Annotated in this window: 12 protein-coding genes and 1 pseudogene; 6 read left to right on the forward strand and 7 right to left on the reverse strand. The window is 72.8% G+C overall.

Annotated elements, in window-relative coordinates:
- Nucleotides 1-29 precede the first annotated feature (29 nt).
- The gene (locus K1Y72_RS37155; RefSeq protein ID WP_220166945.1) at nt 30-602 is read left to right on the forward strand and encodes a DUF4870 domain-containing protein; all 573 of its coding nucleotides are present in this window, start codon (nt 30-32) and stop codon (nt 600-602) included.
- A gap of 1 nt (nt 603) precedes the next feature.
- Here K1Y72_RS37155 and K1Y72_RS15205 read toward each other — a convergent pair whose 3' ends face one another.
- A complete protein-coding gene (locus tag K1Y72_RS15205) occupies nt 604-1,428 on the reverse strand; it encodes a TIGR03619 family F420-dependent LLM class oxidoreductase (RefSeq protein ID WP_220166946.1) in 825 nt (274 codons plus the stop codon).
- Between the two features lie 137 nt (nt 1,429-1,565).
- On the opposite strand from K1Y72_RS15205, the gene K1Y72_RS15210 reads away from it, so the two are divergent.
- From K1Y72_RS15210 to K1Y72_RS15220, 3 genes are read left to right on the forward strand one after another with little or no spacing between them, the layout of a single operon-like run.
- A complete protein-coding gene (locus tag K1Y72_RS15210; RefSeq protein WP_220166947.1) occupies nt 1,566-2,399 on the forward strand; it encodes an alpha/beta fold hydrolase in 834 nt (277 codons plus the stop codon).
- Complete coding sequence (locus K1Y72_RS15215; protein ID WP_220166948.1) at nt 2,396-3,646, forward strand: LLM class flavin-dependent oxidoreductase; 1,251 nt, start codon at nt 2,396-2,398, stop codon at nt 3,644-3,646. Before K1Y72_RS15210 ends, K1Y72_RS15215 begins: the two co-directional genes overlap by 4 nt.
- Before the next feature lie 10 nt (nt 3,647-3,656).
- Nucleotides 3,657-4,538 carry a TIGR03619 family F420-dependent LLM class oxidoreductase gene (locus K1Y72_RS15220; RefSeq protein ID WP_220166949.1) on the forward strand — a complete coding sequence of 294 codons (882 nt, stop codon included), beginning with the start codon at nt 3,657-3,659 and terminating at the stop codon, nt 4,536-4,538.
- Here the strand turns inward: K1Y72_RS15220 and K1Y72_RS15225 are convergent.
- Entirely contained in the window at nt 4,522-5,202 is a 681-nt protein-coding gene (locus tag K1Y72_RS15225; RefSeq protein ID WP_220166950.1) for a cyclase family protein, read from the reverse strand. The two genes, K1Y72_RS15220 and K1Y72_RS15225, sit on opposite strands and share 17 nt — an antisense overlap.
- Nucleotides 5,203-5,234: 32 nt before the next feature.
- Between K1Y72_RS15225 and K1Y72_RS15230 the strand changes: the two genes are divergently transcribed.
- On the forward strand, nt 5,235-6,062 hold the full coding sequence (locus K1Y72_RS15230; RefSeq protein WP_220166951.1) for a HipA family kinase: 828 nt from the start codon (nt 5,235-5,237) through the stop codon (nt 6,060-6,062).
- Nucleotides 6,063-6,076: 14 nt separating this feature from the next.
- Entirely contained in the window at nt 6,077-6,469 is a 393-nt protein-coding gene (locus K1Y72_RS15235; RefSeq protein WP_220166986.1) for a DUF3037 domain-containing protein, read from the forward strand.
- 8 nt (nt 6,470-6,477) lie between these two features.
- Here K1Y72_RS15235 and K1Y72_RS15240 read toward each other — a convergent pair whose 3' ends face one another.
- From K1Y72_RS15240 to K1Y72_RS15260, 5 genes and pseudogenes are all read right to left on the reverse strand, one after another.
- Nucleotides 6,478-7,320, reverse strand: coding sequence for a GNAT family N-acetyltransferase (locus tag K1Y72_RS15240; RefSeq protein WP_220166952.1), 843 nt, complete (start codon nt 7,318-7,320; stop codon nt 6,478-6,480).
- 106 nt (nt 7,321-7,426) lie between these two features.
- The gene (locus K1Y72_RS15245; protein WP_308287091.1) at nt 7,427-9,031 is read right to left on the reverse strand and encodes an alpha/beta hydrolase; all 1,605 of its coding nucleotides are present in this window, start codon (nt 9,029-9,031) and stop codon (nt 7,427-7,429) included.
- Nucleotides 9,032-9,186: 155 nt separating this feature from the next.
- The gene (locus K1Y72_RS15250; RefSeq protein WP_308287092.1) at nt 9,187-10,794 is read right to left on the reverse strand and encodes an alpha/beta fold hydrolase; all 1,608 of its coding nucleotides are present in this window, start codon (nt 10,792-10,794) and stop codon (nt 9,187-9,189) included.
- 253 nt (nt 10,795-11,047) lie between these two features.
- Nucleotides 11,048-12,691, reverse strand: a complete 1,644-nt coding sequence (locus K1Y72_RS15255; RefSeq protein ID WP_220166953.1) for an alpha/beta hydrolase — start codon at nt 12,689-12,691, stop codon at nt 11,048-11,050.
- A 207-nt stretch (nt 12,692-12,898) separates the two neighbouring features.
- Nucleotides 12,899-13,285: pseudogene (locus K1Y72_RS15260) on the reverse strand (flavodoxin-dependent (E)-4-hydroxy-3-methylbut-2-enyl-diphosphate synthase); the annotation flags it as partial.

Raw genomic sequence — 13,285 nt, forward strand, 5'->3', positions numbered from 1 at the left:
AAGATCATTCCATTGACGGGAGCACGCCAGTGACGGACTGGGCCCCGCCGCCGCAGGGCGGCCCCGACCCCCTCCCGCAAGACCCCTCCCCCGAGGACGGCCCGCCCCGCGAGCAGCCGCCGCCCTACGGCGCCCCCTACGGGCAGCCGCCCGGCTACGGCCCGCCCGGCGGCCACGGCCCGCCGCCCGGGTACGGGCGCCCGCTCGGCGAGCCCGGACCCGAGGGGCAGCGGCCCGCGATGCAGGGCACCGACGAGATCACCTGGAGTCTCGCCGCCTACCTCGGCACGCTGCTGGTCGGGTTCGTCGCGCCGCTCGCGGTCTACTTCGCCAAGCGCAACGAGTCGCCGTTCGTGCGCTTCCACGCGGCGCAGTCGCTGAACCACCAGATCACCGCGCTGATCGTGATGGTGGTACCGCTGATCGCCATCGTGCCGCCGGCGATCCTGGCGGACCAGCCCGCCGTCCTCGCGCTCTGGCTGATCCCCGTCCTGTTCGAGAGCGTCGCGAGCTACGTGGTGCTCATCATGGGGGCGATCAAGGCCGGCAAGGCCGTCTACTACCGCTTCCCCAAATGGCTGGTCTTCCCGATCGTCCGCTGACTCACAGGTAGTCGCGGGCGTAGGCGTCCAGCGTCGCGAGCGCCTCGTCGCGGCCGCCCGGCGGCACCCGCAGCACGACCTCCTCGATGCCCATCCCGGCGAAGTACTCCAGCTTCTCCGGGGTGGGCAGCGTGCCGAACGGCACGATCGGCACCATCTCCCGCCCCGCCTCCTCGCACGCCCGCCGCAGCGCCGGCACCGCGTCCCGCACGCCCGCGCCGCCGATCGGGATCCACCCGTCGCCGTATTCGGCGATGTGCGCGAACAGCGTCGGCCCCGGCGCCCCGCCGAGCAGGACGGGGATGCGCGCCGCCGGCTTCGGCCACGACCAGCTCGCGTCGAACTTCACGAACTCGCCCTGGAACGCCGCCTCCTCGGCCGTCCACAGCTCCCGCATCGCCAGCACGTGCTCGCGCGCCATCGCCCGCCGCCGCTTCCACGGCACGCCGTGGTCGGCGGCCTCCTCGACGTTCCACCCGAACCCGACGCCGAGCGAGACGCGGCCCGGCGCCAGGTGGTCGAGCGTCGCGAGCGCCTTGGCCGTGACGATCGGCTCGCGCTGCGCGGGCAGCATCACGCCCGTCCCGAGGACGATCCGCTCGGTCACCGCCGCCGCCGCGGCGAGCCCGACGATCGGGTCCAGCGACCGCGCGTACTCCTCGGGGAGCGTCGCGTCGCCCGTCGGCGGCGGGGTGAGGCGCGCCACCGGGATGTGGGTGTGCTCGGGGATGTAGAGCGAGGCGAAGCCGCGGGCCTCGGCCTCGCGCGCCAGCTCGTGGGGCTGCGCGGTCCGGTCCGTCGTGAACATCGTGATACCCAGCCGCATCCGGGGGCTCCTCTCGGCGAGCGGTACGGGTCACACCCTACCGAGGCGACCAAGCGATTGCTCGGGTGACGGCGATTGATGTAGCGTGCGCTTGTTCGGGAGCGACGGCACGGCACCACGGCGCCGGGAGGAGCAGCATGGCGTACGCAGACCTCGGCGAGGTGCGTCTCTTCTACACCGACGACGCGCCGGACGCCGCGCCCGGCGCCCCGAGCCCCGACCCCGTCCTGCTCGTGCACGGCTACGGCGCCGACTCGGCCGACTGGTCCTTCCACATCCCCGCCCTCGCCGAGCGCCGCCGCGTGATCGCGCCCGACCTGCGCGGCCACGGCCGCTCCTCGGCGCCCGCCACCGGCTACCGGACGGCCGACTTCACCGCCGACCTCGTCGCGCTGCTCGACCGCCTCGGCGTCGAGCGGGTCGTCGCGATCGGCCACTCGCTCGGCACCCTGGTGGTGTCGGCCCTCGCCGTCGAGCACCCGGACCGCGTCCGCGCGCTCGTCTGCGTCGACCCCGGCTACGGGCAGCCCGAGGAGGTCGCCGCGTACTTCCCGGCGATGTACGACGGCCTCGCCGCCGACCCCTACGCCACCGCGCTCGCCAACGACGCCTGGTGCTACACGCCCGCGTCGCCCCGCTGGCTGCGCGAGTGGCACCGCCGCAAGATCCTCGGCACCGCGCCGCAGGCCCTCGCCGAGGCGTTCCCGGCGATGTACCGCGGCGAGGGCGCCTTCGGCGTCCGCCCGGCGGCCGAGCGCTACCTCGCCGGGCGCGCCTGCCCGGTGCTGTCGTGCTGGTCGGCGGCGCAGGCCGGCTCGGCCGCCTGGGAGGGCGGCCTGTTCAAGCACCCCGCCTCCCGGGCCGAGGTCTGGCCCGGCGGCGGGCACCGGCTGCACGCAGAGCGGCCGGAGGAGTTCCTGTTCGTCGTGGGCGCATGGCTCGGCGATATCGACAAGGAGATGTCCGCGTGAAGTTCTCTATCTTCCTCAACCCCCAGATCCCCGGGTCCGGCTGGGCCAGCGAGGAGAACGCCAAGGCCAAGCGGCCGATCGGGCGCGACGTCGAGTCGTACCAGAAGCTGCTGGACGAGGTCCGCGAGATCGCGGTGCACGCGGACCAGATCGGCTTCGACGCGCTCATGATGACCGAGCACCACTTCCACTCCGAGGGCTTCGAGTTCTCGGTGAACCCGCTCATGTTCCTCACCGACCTCGCCGCCCGCACCGAGCGCATCCTGCTCGCCCCGCTCGGCCTGGTGCTGCCCGCCTGGGACCCGATCCGCGCCGCCGAGGACGTCGCTCTGCTGGACCACTTCTCCAAGGGCCGGCTCCGCCTCGGCGTCGCCCGCGGCTACCAGGCCCGCTGGGCCAACGTCCTCGGCCAGCGCTGGCACGCCGCCGCGGCCCGCTCGGACGGCTCCAAGTCCGACGACCGCAACTTCGACGTCTTCGGCGAGGTGCTGAAGATCATGAAGATGGCCTGGGAGAACGACACCCTGCGCTACAAGAGCGACGTGCTGGACTACGAGGTGCCGAACCCCTACAGCGGCATCGAGGGCTGGCCGGCGCAGGAGTGGACCAGGACCTTCGGCGCCCCCGGCGAGATCGACGAGAACGGCGTCATCCAGTCGGTCTCGGTCTGCCCGAAGCCCTACCAGAGCCCCCACCCCGAGCTCTGGCAGCCCTTCACCGTCTCCGACCGCTCGGTCGTGCGCGCCGCGCAGGAGGGCATCCTGCCCTGGATGTTCACCCCGAACCCCGACGAGCACGCCGCCAAGGCCAAGCTCTACCAGGAGGAGTCGGCGCGCCAGGGCAAGGACTACAAGCTCGGCGAGCACACCGGCATCCTGAAGATCGTCGGCATGGCCGACACCCGCGAGGAGGCCATCGCCACCTACGGCAAGGGCATGCAGAAGGACTTCGCCTCCTTCTTCGGCCCGTTCGGCTACCTGGAGGTCCTCCGCAAGAAGGAGGACGACAGCCACAAGCCGATCTCGCCGGAGAAGGGCGACTTCAAGCGCATGAACGAGGTCGAGATGGCGCTGCTCGGCACCCCCGACGACGTCAAGCGCGGCATCCAGCGCATGCTCGACCGGATGCCCGACCTGGAGTGGTTCGGCCTGTTCATGCAGGGCCAGCAGGGCGTGCTGCCGCTCGACACCGTCAAGCGCAACCTGGAGATGTTCGCCACCAAGGTCATCCCCGAGTTCCAGGACTGAGGGCCGCCGCGTGGAGTTCTGGCTCGGCGCGGCGTTCGTGGACACCCCCGAGTACGTCGGCCTCGCGCAGGCCGCCGACCGGCTCGGCTACGACGCCCTCGCCATCTCCGACCACATCTTCTACACCGACTTCGACGCGCGGTACCCCTACACCGACACCGGCGCGCCGCCCTACCGGCCGGACACGCACTGGCCGGACGTGTGGGTGACGATCGCGGCGATGGCCGCGGTCACCGAGCGGGTGCGGTTCGCCACCAACGTGTACGTGGCGCCCGCGCGCGACCTGTTCACGGTCGCCAAGGCGGTGTCCACCGCGGCCGTCCTGTCCGGCGACCGGGCGATCCTCGGCGTCGGCGTCGGCTGGTGCAAGGACGAGTTCCTGCAGACCGGGCAGGACTTCCACACCCGCGGCAAGCGCCTCGACGAGATGCTGCCCGCCCTCCGCACCCTCTGGAAGGGCGGGCTCGTCGAGCACCACGGCGCGTTCTACGACTTCGGCCCGCTCAGCATCGCGCCCGTCCCGGCCGAGCCCGTCCCGGTCTACATCGGCGGCGACAGCGACGCCGCGCTCCGCCGCACCGCGCGGGTCGGCGACGGCTGGATCGGCAACCGGATCTACTCCGAGGAGCAGCTCGGCGCCCTGCTGGACCGCCTGTCGGGCTTCCTCGCCGAGGAGGGCCGCACCCTGGACGACGTGAAGGTCATCGCGCCGATCGGGGCGCTGCCGTCCGCCGACCTGTACCGCAAGTGGGCCGACCGCGGCGTCGCGGGCACCATGGCCGCCCCCTGGTGGCTCGCCACCCCCGAGGAGAAGGCCGCCCACGGCGACGGCCTCGCCCTCAAGATCGCCACCATGGAGCGCTTCGCCGCCGAGGTCATCGCGAAGATGTGACCGCGGCGACCGCGCGGACGGGCGCGCCGTCGCCGGACAGCCGGATCGGGAACAGGGACACCTCGATCCGGCTGCCGGCGTCCCGGGCGTCCAGCAGGCGGTCCAGGCCGGTCAGGTTCTCGGCGATGACGGCGTGCGCGCCGCAGAGCACGCGGTGGACCGCGAGCGAGAAGCCGCCGTCGCCGGGCGGCGGGGTGCGGTCGACGCTGAGCGCGTCGATGCCGACGGTGCGGACGCCCGCCGCCACGATCGCCTCGGCCGTCTCCGGCGCCGGGTAGGGGTGCGCGAGGTACTCCGCGCTCCCCCAGTGCCGCGACCAGCCCGTCGCGATCAGCAGGACGGTGCCGGGGCGCAGGCCGGCCGGCAGCAGCTCCGGGCCGATCTCGGCGCGCGGCGCGAGCCCGCGGGCGTCCAGCAGCACCGCCGGGCCGGTGAAGCGCTCCAGCGGCAGGTCCTCCAGCGGCGGCAGCGCCCCGTCGATGTGGAAGGGCGCGTCCACGTGCGTGCCCGACTGCGACCCGAGGTGCAGCCGCTGCACGTTGACGCCGTCGGACGCGGCGGTGAGCGCCGCCCCGATCTCCACCTCGGGGTCGCCGGGGTACACCGGCATCCCGCTCTCCAGCGGCACCGACAGATCGACCAGTTCCCTCTCGACCGGCTCCATGGCCCCATTCTGGCGTCCGGTAGCGTGAGCGCGTGCTACCCCAGGTGACCGCTATCCGGTACGTGACGCCGCTCCGCGAGGGCGGGTCGCTGCCCGGCATCGTCGAGGCCGACGACCTCGGCACCTACGTGATGAAGTTCCACGGGGCCGGGCAGGGCCGCAAGGCGCTGGTCGCGGAGGTCGTCGCGGGCGAGCTCGCCCGGCGGCTCGGGCTGCGCGTGCCCGACCAGGTGGTCATCGACCTGGACCCGGTCATCGGGCGGCACGAGCCCGACCCCGACGTGCAGGACCTGCTGAAGGCGAGCACCGGCTGGAACCTCGGGGTGGACTTCCTGCCGGGCGCGCTCGGCTTCGACCCGCTCGGCTGGCGCGCCGACGCCGCGTTCGCCTCCCGGGTGCTGTGGTTCGACGCGTTCATCGGCAACGTGGACCGCAGCTGGCGCAACCCGAACATGCTGGTCTGGCACGGCGACGTGTGGCTGATCGACCACGGCGCCAGCCTGATCTTCCATCACGCCTGGGCGAACGCCGCCCGCCTGTTCGCCGGCGCCTACGACGTCGACGACCACGTCCTCACCCCCTACGCGACGCGGCTCGCCGAGGCCGAGGCGGAGTTCCTGCCGCGCGTCACCCCGGCGCTGCTGCGCGAGGTCGTCGCGCTCGTCCCGGACCGCTGGCTGGAGGACGAGCCGGGCTTCGGGTCGGTGGAGGAGCTGCGCGCCGCCTACGTGGAGATCCTGGCGGACCGCGCGGCCCGCCCCCGCGACTGGCTGCCGGAGCTGGACGTGAGCGCGCACCGCCCCGACACCGCCGCGCGGCGCGGCGAGAACCGCCCCGGCTGGCTCGGGGGGCCGGTGTGAGCGGCCGGTCGAACATGACGACGGGCTCGGCCCGCAAGGTCTTCGAGTACGCGACGCTGCGGGTCGTGCCGAGCCTGGAGCGCGGCGAGAGCCTGAACGTCGGCGTCGTCGTCTACTGCAAGGCCCTGGACTTCCTCGGCTGCCGCGTCCACCTGGACGGGCCGCGGCTCGCCGCCCTCGCCCCCGGCCTCGACCTGGACGGGCTGCGCCGCGCCCTCGCGGGCGTCGAGGGCGTCTGCCGCGGCGGCGAGCGAGCCGGGCCCGCCGCCGCCGAGCCGCCGGGGTCGCGGTTCCGGTGGCTGACGGCGCCGCGCAGCACGGTCGTCCAGCCCGGGCCGGTGCACGCCGGCCTCACCGCCGACCCGGCCGCCGACCTGGACCGCCTGCTGGACCGGCTCGTCCGTTAGCGCGGGCCTCAGAACAGGATCGACATGAAGGTGCCGGTCTCGGTGAACCCGACGCGGCGGTAGGCGGCGCGGGCCCGGTCGTTGAAGTCGTTGACGTACAGCGACACGTTCGGCGCGACGGTGCGGAGCGCCTCGTGCACCAGGGCCGCCATGCCGCCGACGGCGAGGCCGCGGCCGCGCAGGTCGGGCGGCACCCAGACGCCCTGCACCTGGCAGGCGAGCGGGGTGACGGCGCCGATCTCGGCCTTGAACATCAGCCGGCCGTCCTCGATGCGGGCGAACGCGCGGCCCATCCGGATCAGCTCGGCGACCCGGGCCCGGTAGAGGACGCCGCCGTCGCCGGTGTTCGGCGAGACGCCGACCTCCTCGGTGAACATCGCCACGCAGGCCGGGTAGACGAGGTCGAAGTCGGCCATGCCGACGCGGCGGACGGCCGGGTCGGCGGGCACGGGGGCGTCGCGGGCCGTCGCCATTACCGGCTGGCGGGCGCGGATGGCGCGCGGCGGCCCCCAGTAGGGGGCGAGGAAGTCCCACAGGTCGCCGACGGCGCCGATCGGGCCGACGATCGACGAGCAGCGCCGGCCCTGGGCCTGCGCGCGCTCGGCGAACGCGCGCACGGCCTCGGGGCCGGCGCCGACCGGGATGAGGTTGGCGCCGGCGTAGCAGAGCGCGGTGAGCCGCCCGTCGCGCGGGTAGCCCCACATCTGGGCGCCGAGGCGCCGCGGGTCGAGGCCGGCGGCGTGCACCCGGGAGGCGACGAACACGTTCGTGACGGGGTCGGCGTCGAGGAGGGCCAGCACCTCGTCGCGGTGCCGGTCGTCCAGGACCCGCGCCGGCAGCGACCCGAGCATCCGCATCCTCATCGCCCCCGCGCCCGTGTTCGGACTCGCGCCCGGGCCGGGGGCCGGCGGCTTCCGCCCGCCGTCACCGCCGTGCTCCTGCCATCACCCGTCCAGCCTATGACGTCGCCCGTGCGGGTGCCGCCACCGGGCCCGCCGGGGGCCGCGCGGGCCCGCGGAGGCGGCGCGCCTCGCGCGACGCGGCGGGCGGCGGGCCCGCCTTGCAGACGAGGTCGGGTCCGGACCGGTCGGGCGGCAGGGCGCCGTCGGCGAGGTAGGCGATCACGGCGCGGTCGACGCAGGGGTCGCCGCTCAGCGAGACGCCGTGGTTGCCGCCGCCCGCCTGGACGATCAGGCGGGACGCCGGGAAGCGCCGGTGCGTCTCCACGCCGCCGTCGTAGGGCGTCGCGGCGTCCTCGGTGGCCTGCACGAGCAGCGGGGCGGTCAGGTCGGCGACGCCGCCCACCGCGGGCGCGGGGCCGCCGGGCACCGGCCAGAACGCGCACGGCGCGTTGTACCAGGCGTTGCTCCAGGTCTCGAAGCGGTTGCCCTGCCGGTAGAGGCGGGTGTTGTCGCGGTGCCAGGTCGCCCAGTCGCGCGGCCAGGCGGCGTCGCGGCACTGGACGGCCGTGTAGACGGCGTAGTTGTTCTGGTCCAGCTTGGTCGGCCGCTGCCACGCCTTGTACAGCGCGGTCCCGTCGTGCTTGCGCAGGTACCGCGACAGCGCCGCGGCGTGCTCGGGCCAGCCGTAGTCGGCGTAGCCGTCCGACAGGAAGACGTCGTCGAGCTCGGAGGCGCCGACGCGCTTCTTCAGCGGGTGCTTCTTCAGCGCCTTGCGGGCCTTGAAGTAGGACGCCTCGACGGCTTTGCGGGTCTTGCCGAGGCGGTACGTGCCGTCGTGCGCGGCGGCCCAGCCGTAGAAGGCCCGGATGCGCTTCTCGAACGCCACGTTCTGGTCGAGGTTGTCGCCGTACCAGACGCCGCTCGGCTTCACGACGCTGTCGAGCACCATGCGGCGCACGCGCCCGGGGTACATCGTGGCGTAGACGGCGCCGAGGTAGGTGCCGTAGGAGTACCCGAAGTAGCTGATCTGCTCCTGGCCGAGGGCGGCGCGGATCGCGTCCATGTCGCGCGCCCAGTCGGCCGTCCCCATGTGCGCGAGCATCCGCGGGTAGCGCCGGCCGCAGTCGGCGGCGTACCGCTTGGCCCGCGCGACCCAGGCGCGCTCGGCGGCAGCCGACGCGGGGACGGTGTCGGCGCGCGGCCGGCCGGGGTCCTGGTAGGAGGGGTCGCAGACGAGCGCGGGGCGGCTCGCGCCGACGCCGCGCGGGTCGAAGCCGATCCAGTCGTAGGAGTCGGCGACCTTGGCGGGCAGCACGTCGGTGATCAGCGCCGGCATGTCGCGGCCGTGCGCGCCGGGGCCGCCCCGGTTCAGCAGGACGGCGCCCTGGTAGTCCGCGCCCTTGTGGCGGGCGCGGGTGAGCGCCAGGGTGATCTTCTCCCCGCCGGGGCGGGCGTGGTCGAGCGGCACCCGCAGCGTCCCGCACTGCAGGCCGCGCAGGGCGTCCTTCTCGACGGGGTCGTTCTTCGGGCAGGGCTTCCAGGCGACGGCGGCCAGGGCGGGCGCGGCCGCCGCGGCGGCGCCGGGGGCGGGCGCGAGCGCCGCGGCGCCGAGCCCGATGATCGAGGGGATCGCAGCGACGCTGCGTGTTCTGTTGCGCACCCCTGCGTTCTACCGGGCCGCTCCCCCGCCGACCCCGCATCCGCATCACCCGCGTTTCACCCCCACTCCCCCCGAAAGGCCGCGGCCGCGCGGGAAAGGGAACCGGCCGCGGTCCCGGGGAGGGGGCCGCGGCCGGTGCCGGTCGGGTCAGGCGGTCAGGAGCGGCCGCCGAAGAGGGCGAGGTCCTTGGCCGACGGGGAGGTCGCGGCCGCCTTGGCCTTGGCCTGCGTCGGGTTCGGGTCGCTCAGCTCGGGCAGCGCCTTGCAGCTCGCGTCGGCGGTCCGGCCCGGCTTGCGGGCCCACAGGGAGCCGCCGTTCAGGTAGGCGTTCACCGGGTCGTCGATGCAGGGGTTGCCGTTGAGGGTGTTGGCGTGGGTCTTGTCGCCGATCTCGGCGAGCAGGCGGGCCGAGGGGAACAGCGAGCGCATCTGCACGCCGCCCGGGTACGGCGTCGCGGCGTCCAGGGTGCCCTGCACCAGCAGGATGGGCGGCAGCTTCTTGCCCTTGCCGGTGATGTTCAGCGGCTTGCCGGCCTTGGCGCCCCAGTAGTGGATGGGCGCGTTGAACCAGACGTTGCCCCAGGTGTTGAACTTGATGCCGTCCTTGTACTGGCGGACGGCGTCCTTGTGCCAGGTGGCCCACTTGGCGGGCCAGGGGGCGTCCACGGCCTGGACGGCGTTGTAGACGGCGAAGCCGTTGTCGCCGCCGCCCTCGCTCACCCAGGAGACGAGGTCGTCGGCGCTCTTGCCCACGACCCACGAGGACAGCGCCTGCGCGAGCGGGATGTAGTAGCCGGTGTTGTAGCCGGCGTTCAGGAAGATGTCGGTGAGCTCGGCCGGGCCGACCTTGCCGCCGATGGCCTTCTTCTTGGACTGCGCGAGGACCGTGTAGTAGGTCTTCTCGACGGCCTTGGCGCTCTTGCCGAGGTGGTAGACCGCGTCGTACTTGGCGATCCAGGCGAAGTAGAGCTTGATGTTGCGCTCGAACGCCACGTTCTGGCTGAGCTGGCCCTTGTACCAGACCTCGCGGGTGTCGACGTTGCCGTCCAGCACGACCCGCTTGACGTTCCTCGGGTACGTCGAGGCGTAGGCCGACCCGAGGTAGGTGCCGTAGGAGAAGCCGTAGTAGCTGATCTGCTTGGCGCCGAGGGCCTTGCGGATCGAGTCGATGTCGCGCACCGAGTCGATGGTGCGCAGGTTCGGCAGCAGCCAGCCGTACTTCTTCTGGCAGGCGGCGGCGTAGCTCTTGGACTTGGCGAGCCAGGCCTTCTCCTGCTTGGCGGTGCGCGGCACGTAGTCCGGGCGCACCGGGTCGGAGTAGGCGGGCTGGCAGGAGAGCGCCGGCTTGCTCGACTCCACGCCGCGCGGGTCGAAGCCGATGATGTCGTACTTGGCCGCCACCGCGGGGTCCAGCCAGGCGTGCAGGCCGCCGGACAGGTAGAGGCCGGAGCCGCCCGGACCGCCCGGGTTGCCCAGCAGGACGCCCTGGTAGTGGGCGGTGTCGGTCGCCTTGACCCGCGAGACCGCGACGGAGATCTTCCGGCCGTTCGGCTTGGCGTAGTTCGCCGGGACGGTCACCTGGCCGCACTCGGCCTTGGCCAGGTACGAGCCGCCGGTGACGTCGGTGGGGCACTTGCTCCACGCGATGCTCGACGCCGCCACCTTGGTCGCCGTGGCCGCGGCGCCGGTGTTCGCCGACACGGCGACCGCCGTGCCGCCGATCCCCAGGGCGGCCGTGGCCGTGATGAGAACCAATCTCTTCACTGAGTCTCCTCGTTCATGCGATTAGTGAAGATTGTTGCGATAAGGGCGTTACAGGCGAGAGGGCTGTTGGAACAAGGATGCGAAATCGTGACATCATGCGCGGAACTCTGTGATCCGGCCGCACGTCCCCACCCCTTGACACGGCGCCGGGAACCGCTCTCGCGCCGCCCCGCACCCGCCCTGGAACGGCGCGCGGCCCCCGCCTCCGGGAAGGACGGGGGCCGCGCCGCGGCCGGAGCCGCGGGGGTGCCGGCTACTTGATGACGTCGTTCACCGGCGCGCCACCGGTCGCCTGGAGGCTCTTGGCCTTCAGGGTCGCGGGGGGCGGCGGGGTCGGGTCACCGAGCTGGGGCAGGTGCACCGTGTCGGCCTTCGGACGCTTCCCGGTGAGGAAGTAGGCGTCGAAGTAGGCGTCCACCGCGGACGAGCCGCGGTGCACGATGCAGTGGGTGCGGTCGCCGTCCTGGACGATGAACCGGGAGCCGCGCAGGATCTTGTGCAGCTCCTTGGCGCCCGCGTACGGCGTGGCCGCGTCGTCGGTCGACTGGAACATCAGGATGTTCTTCGGCAGGGCGCGGGTCGCACCGATCTTCACCGGCTTGCCGGCCTTGGCGGGCCAGTAGATGCACGGCGCGTTGAACCAGGCGTTGCCCCAGGTGAGGAAGGGGTGCTTGGCGTCGATGCGGTCGTTGTCGCGCTGCCACTTCGACCAGTTGGTCGGCCACTTGACGTCGGTGCACTGGACGCCGAGGTACATCGCCCAGCTGTTGTCGTCGGCGCCGCCGGTCACCTGCGCGCCGAACGTGCCGACGAAGGTGTCCAGGTCACCGGCCTTGTAGGCCTGCAGGCCCACGCCGTAGCCGTTCCAGAGGGCCTGGCTGCGGCGGTAGGCGGCGTTCTGGATGACGTCGGTCAGCTCGTCCGGGCCCACGGCGTACTGCGCGCCGTCGAAGGTGGCGTAGGCCGGCTTCTTGGCCAGCTTCGCGCGCAGCGCGTAGAACCAGCTGCGCACCGCCTTCTGGGTCTTGCCGAGGTGGTACACGGAGTCGTACCTGGCCAGCCAGCCGAAGTAGTAGTCCATGTTCTTGTCGAACGCCACGTCCTGGCTCAGGTTGGCGTCGTACCAGACCCCGCTCGGGCCGACGTTGCCGTCGAGCGCCATGAGCCCCACGCGCTTGGGGAACAGGGTCGCGTAGACCGAGCCGAGGTAGGTGCCGTAGGAGGCGCCGTAGTAGTCGAGCTTCTTGTCCCCGAGCGCGGCCCGGATGGAGTCCAGGTCGCGCGCCGAGTCCGTGGTCTTGATGTGCTTGAGCAGCCCGATCTTGTCGTTCGCCGCGCAGGCCGCAGCGTACTGCTTGGACCGCTTCAGCCAGATCTTGACCGACTTGGCGCTGCCGTGGTCGTAGTCGGGCCGCGGCGCGTTGCTCTGGTTCGGGTCGCAGGTGAGCGCCGGCTTGCTGAAGCCGACGCCGCGCGGGTCGAACCCGATCACGTTGTAGGCGGCCTTCATGGCGGGCGAGTTCTGGGCGAACACGCGGGCGCCGAAGGGCGCGCCCTGGCCGCCGGGACCGCCCGGGTTGACCACGAGGTTGCCCTTGGCGGGCGCGGAGCCGGTGTGCGGCGTCAGCGTCAGCTGGAGCGTGATCTTGGTGCCGTTGGGCCGGCTGTAGTCCAGCGGGACCTGCAGCTCGGCGCAGCGGATGACGTCCGAGACCTTCACCGAGCTCAGCGCGTCGTAGGGCTTCACGCTGGCGATGATGTCGTCGGCGCAGGTGTGCCACTGCAGGCCGGCGGTGGTGCCGCCCGGTGCCTGGGGGGCGGCCGACGCCGTGCCGGCCGCGCCGAGCCCGGTGAGGCCCAGCCCGGCCGCCGTGGCGGCGATGACGAGTTTCTTCACGAACCTCTCCTCTGCGCGGCCTCCTGGGAGGCGGAGGCCACATAACGGGAGGAGTCTTGCTATCTGGACATGCGGGGCGGCAGAGGCGCATCGAAAGCGAGACCGGAACGTGATGAAGGAGATGAACATCTGTGATGCGGCGTCCCGGGGCGCGCGAAAGAGCCCCCGGGGACGTTCCCCCGGGGGCTCTTCGGCGGTACTACGGGATCAGCTGACGGTGACCTGCGCGCCCGGCGCGTCCACCGAGCCGTCCTCGCCGATCTCGATGCCCATCTCCGCGGCGATGCGCATGGCCTCCTCGATGAGGGTCTCCACGATCTGGGCCTCCGGCACCGTCTTGACCACCTGGCCCTTGACGAAGATCTGCCCCTTGCCGTTGCCCGACGCGACACCGAGGTCGGCCTCACGCGCCTCACCCGGCCCGTTGACCACGCACCCCATGACCGCCACCCGCAACGGCACCGGGAAGTCCTTCAGGCCGGCGGTGACCTGCTCGGCCAGCGTGTAGACGTCCACCTGGGCGCGTCCGCAGGACGGGCACGACACGATCTCCAGACCCCGCTGCCGCAACCCCAGCGACTCCAGGATCTGAGC

This window comes from Actinomadura parmotrematis (genome assembly GCF_019458805.1).
GTDB classification, from domain to species: Bacteria; Actinomycetota; Actinomycetes; order Streptosporangiales; family Streptosporangiaceae; genus Spirillospora; species Spirillospora parmotrematis.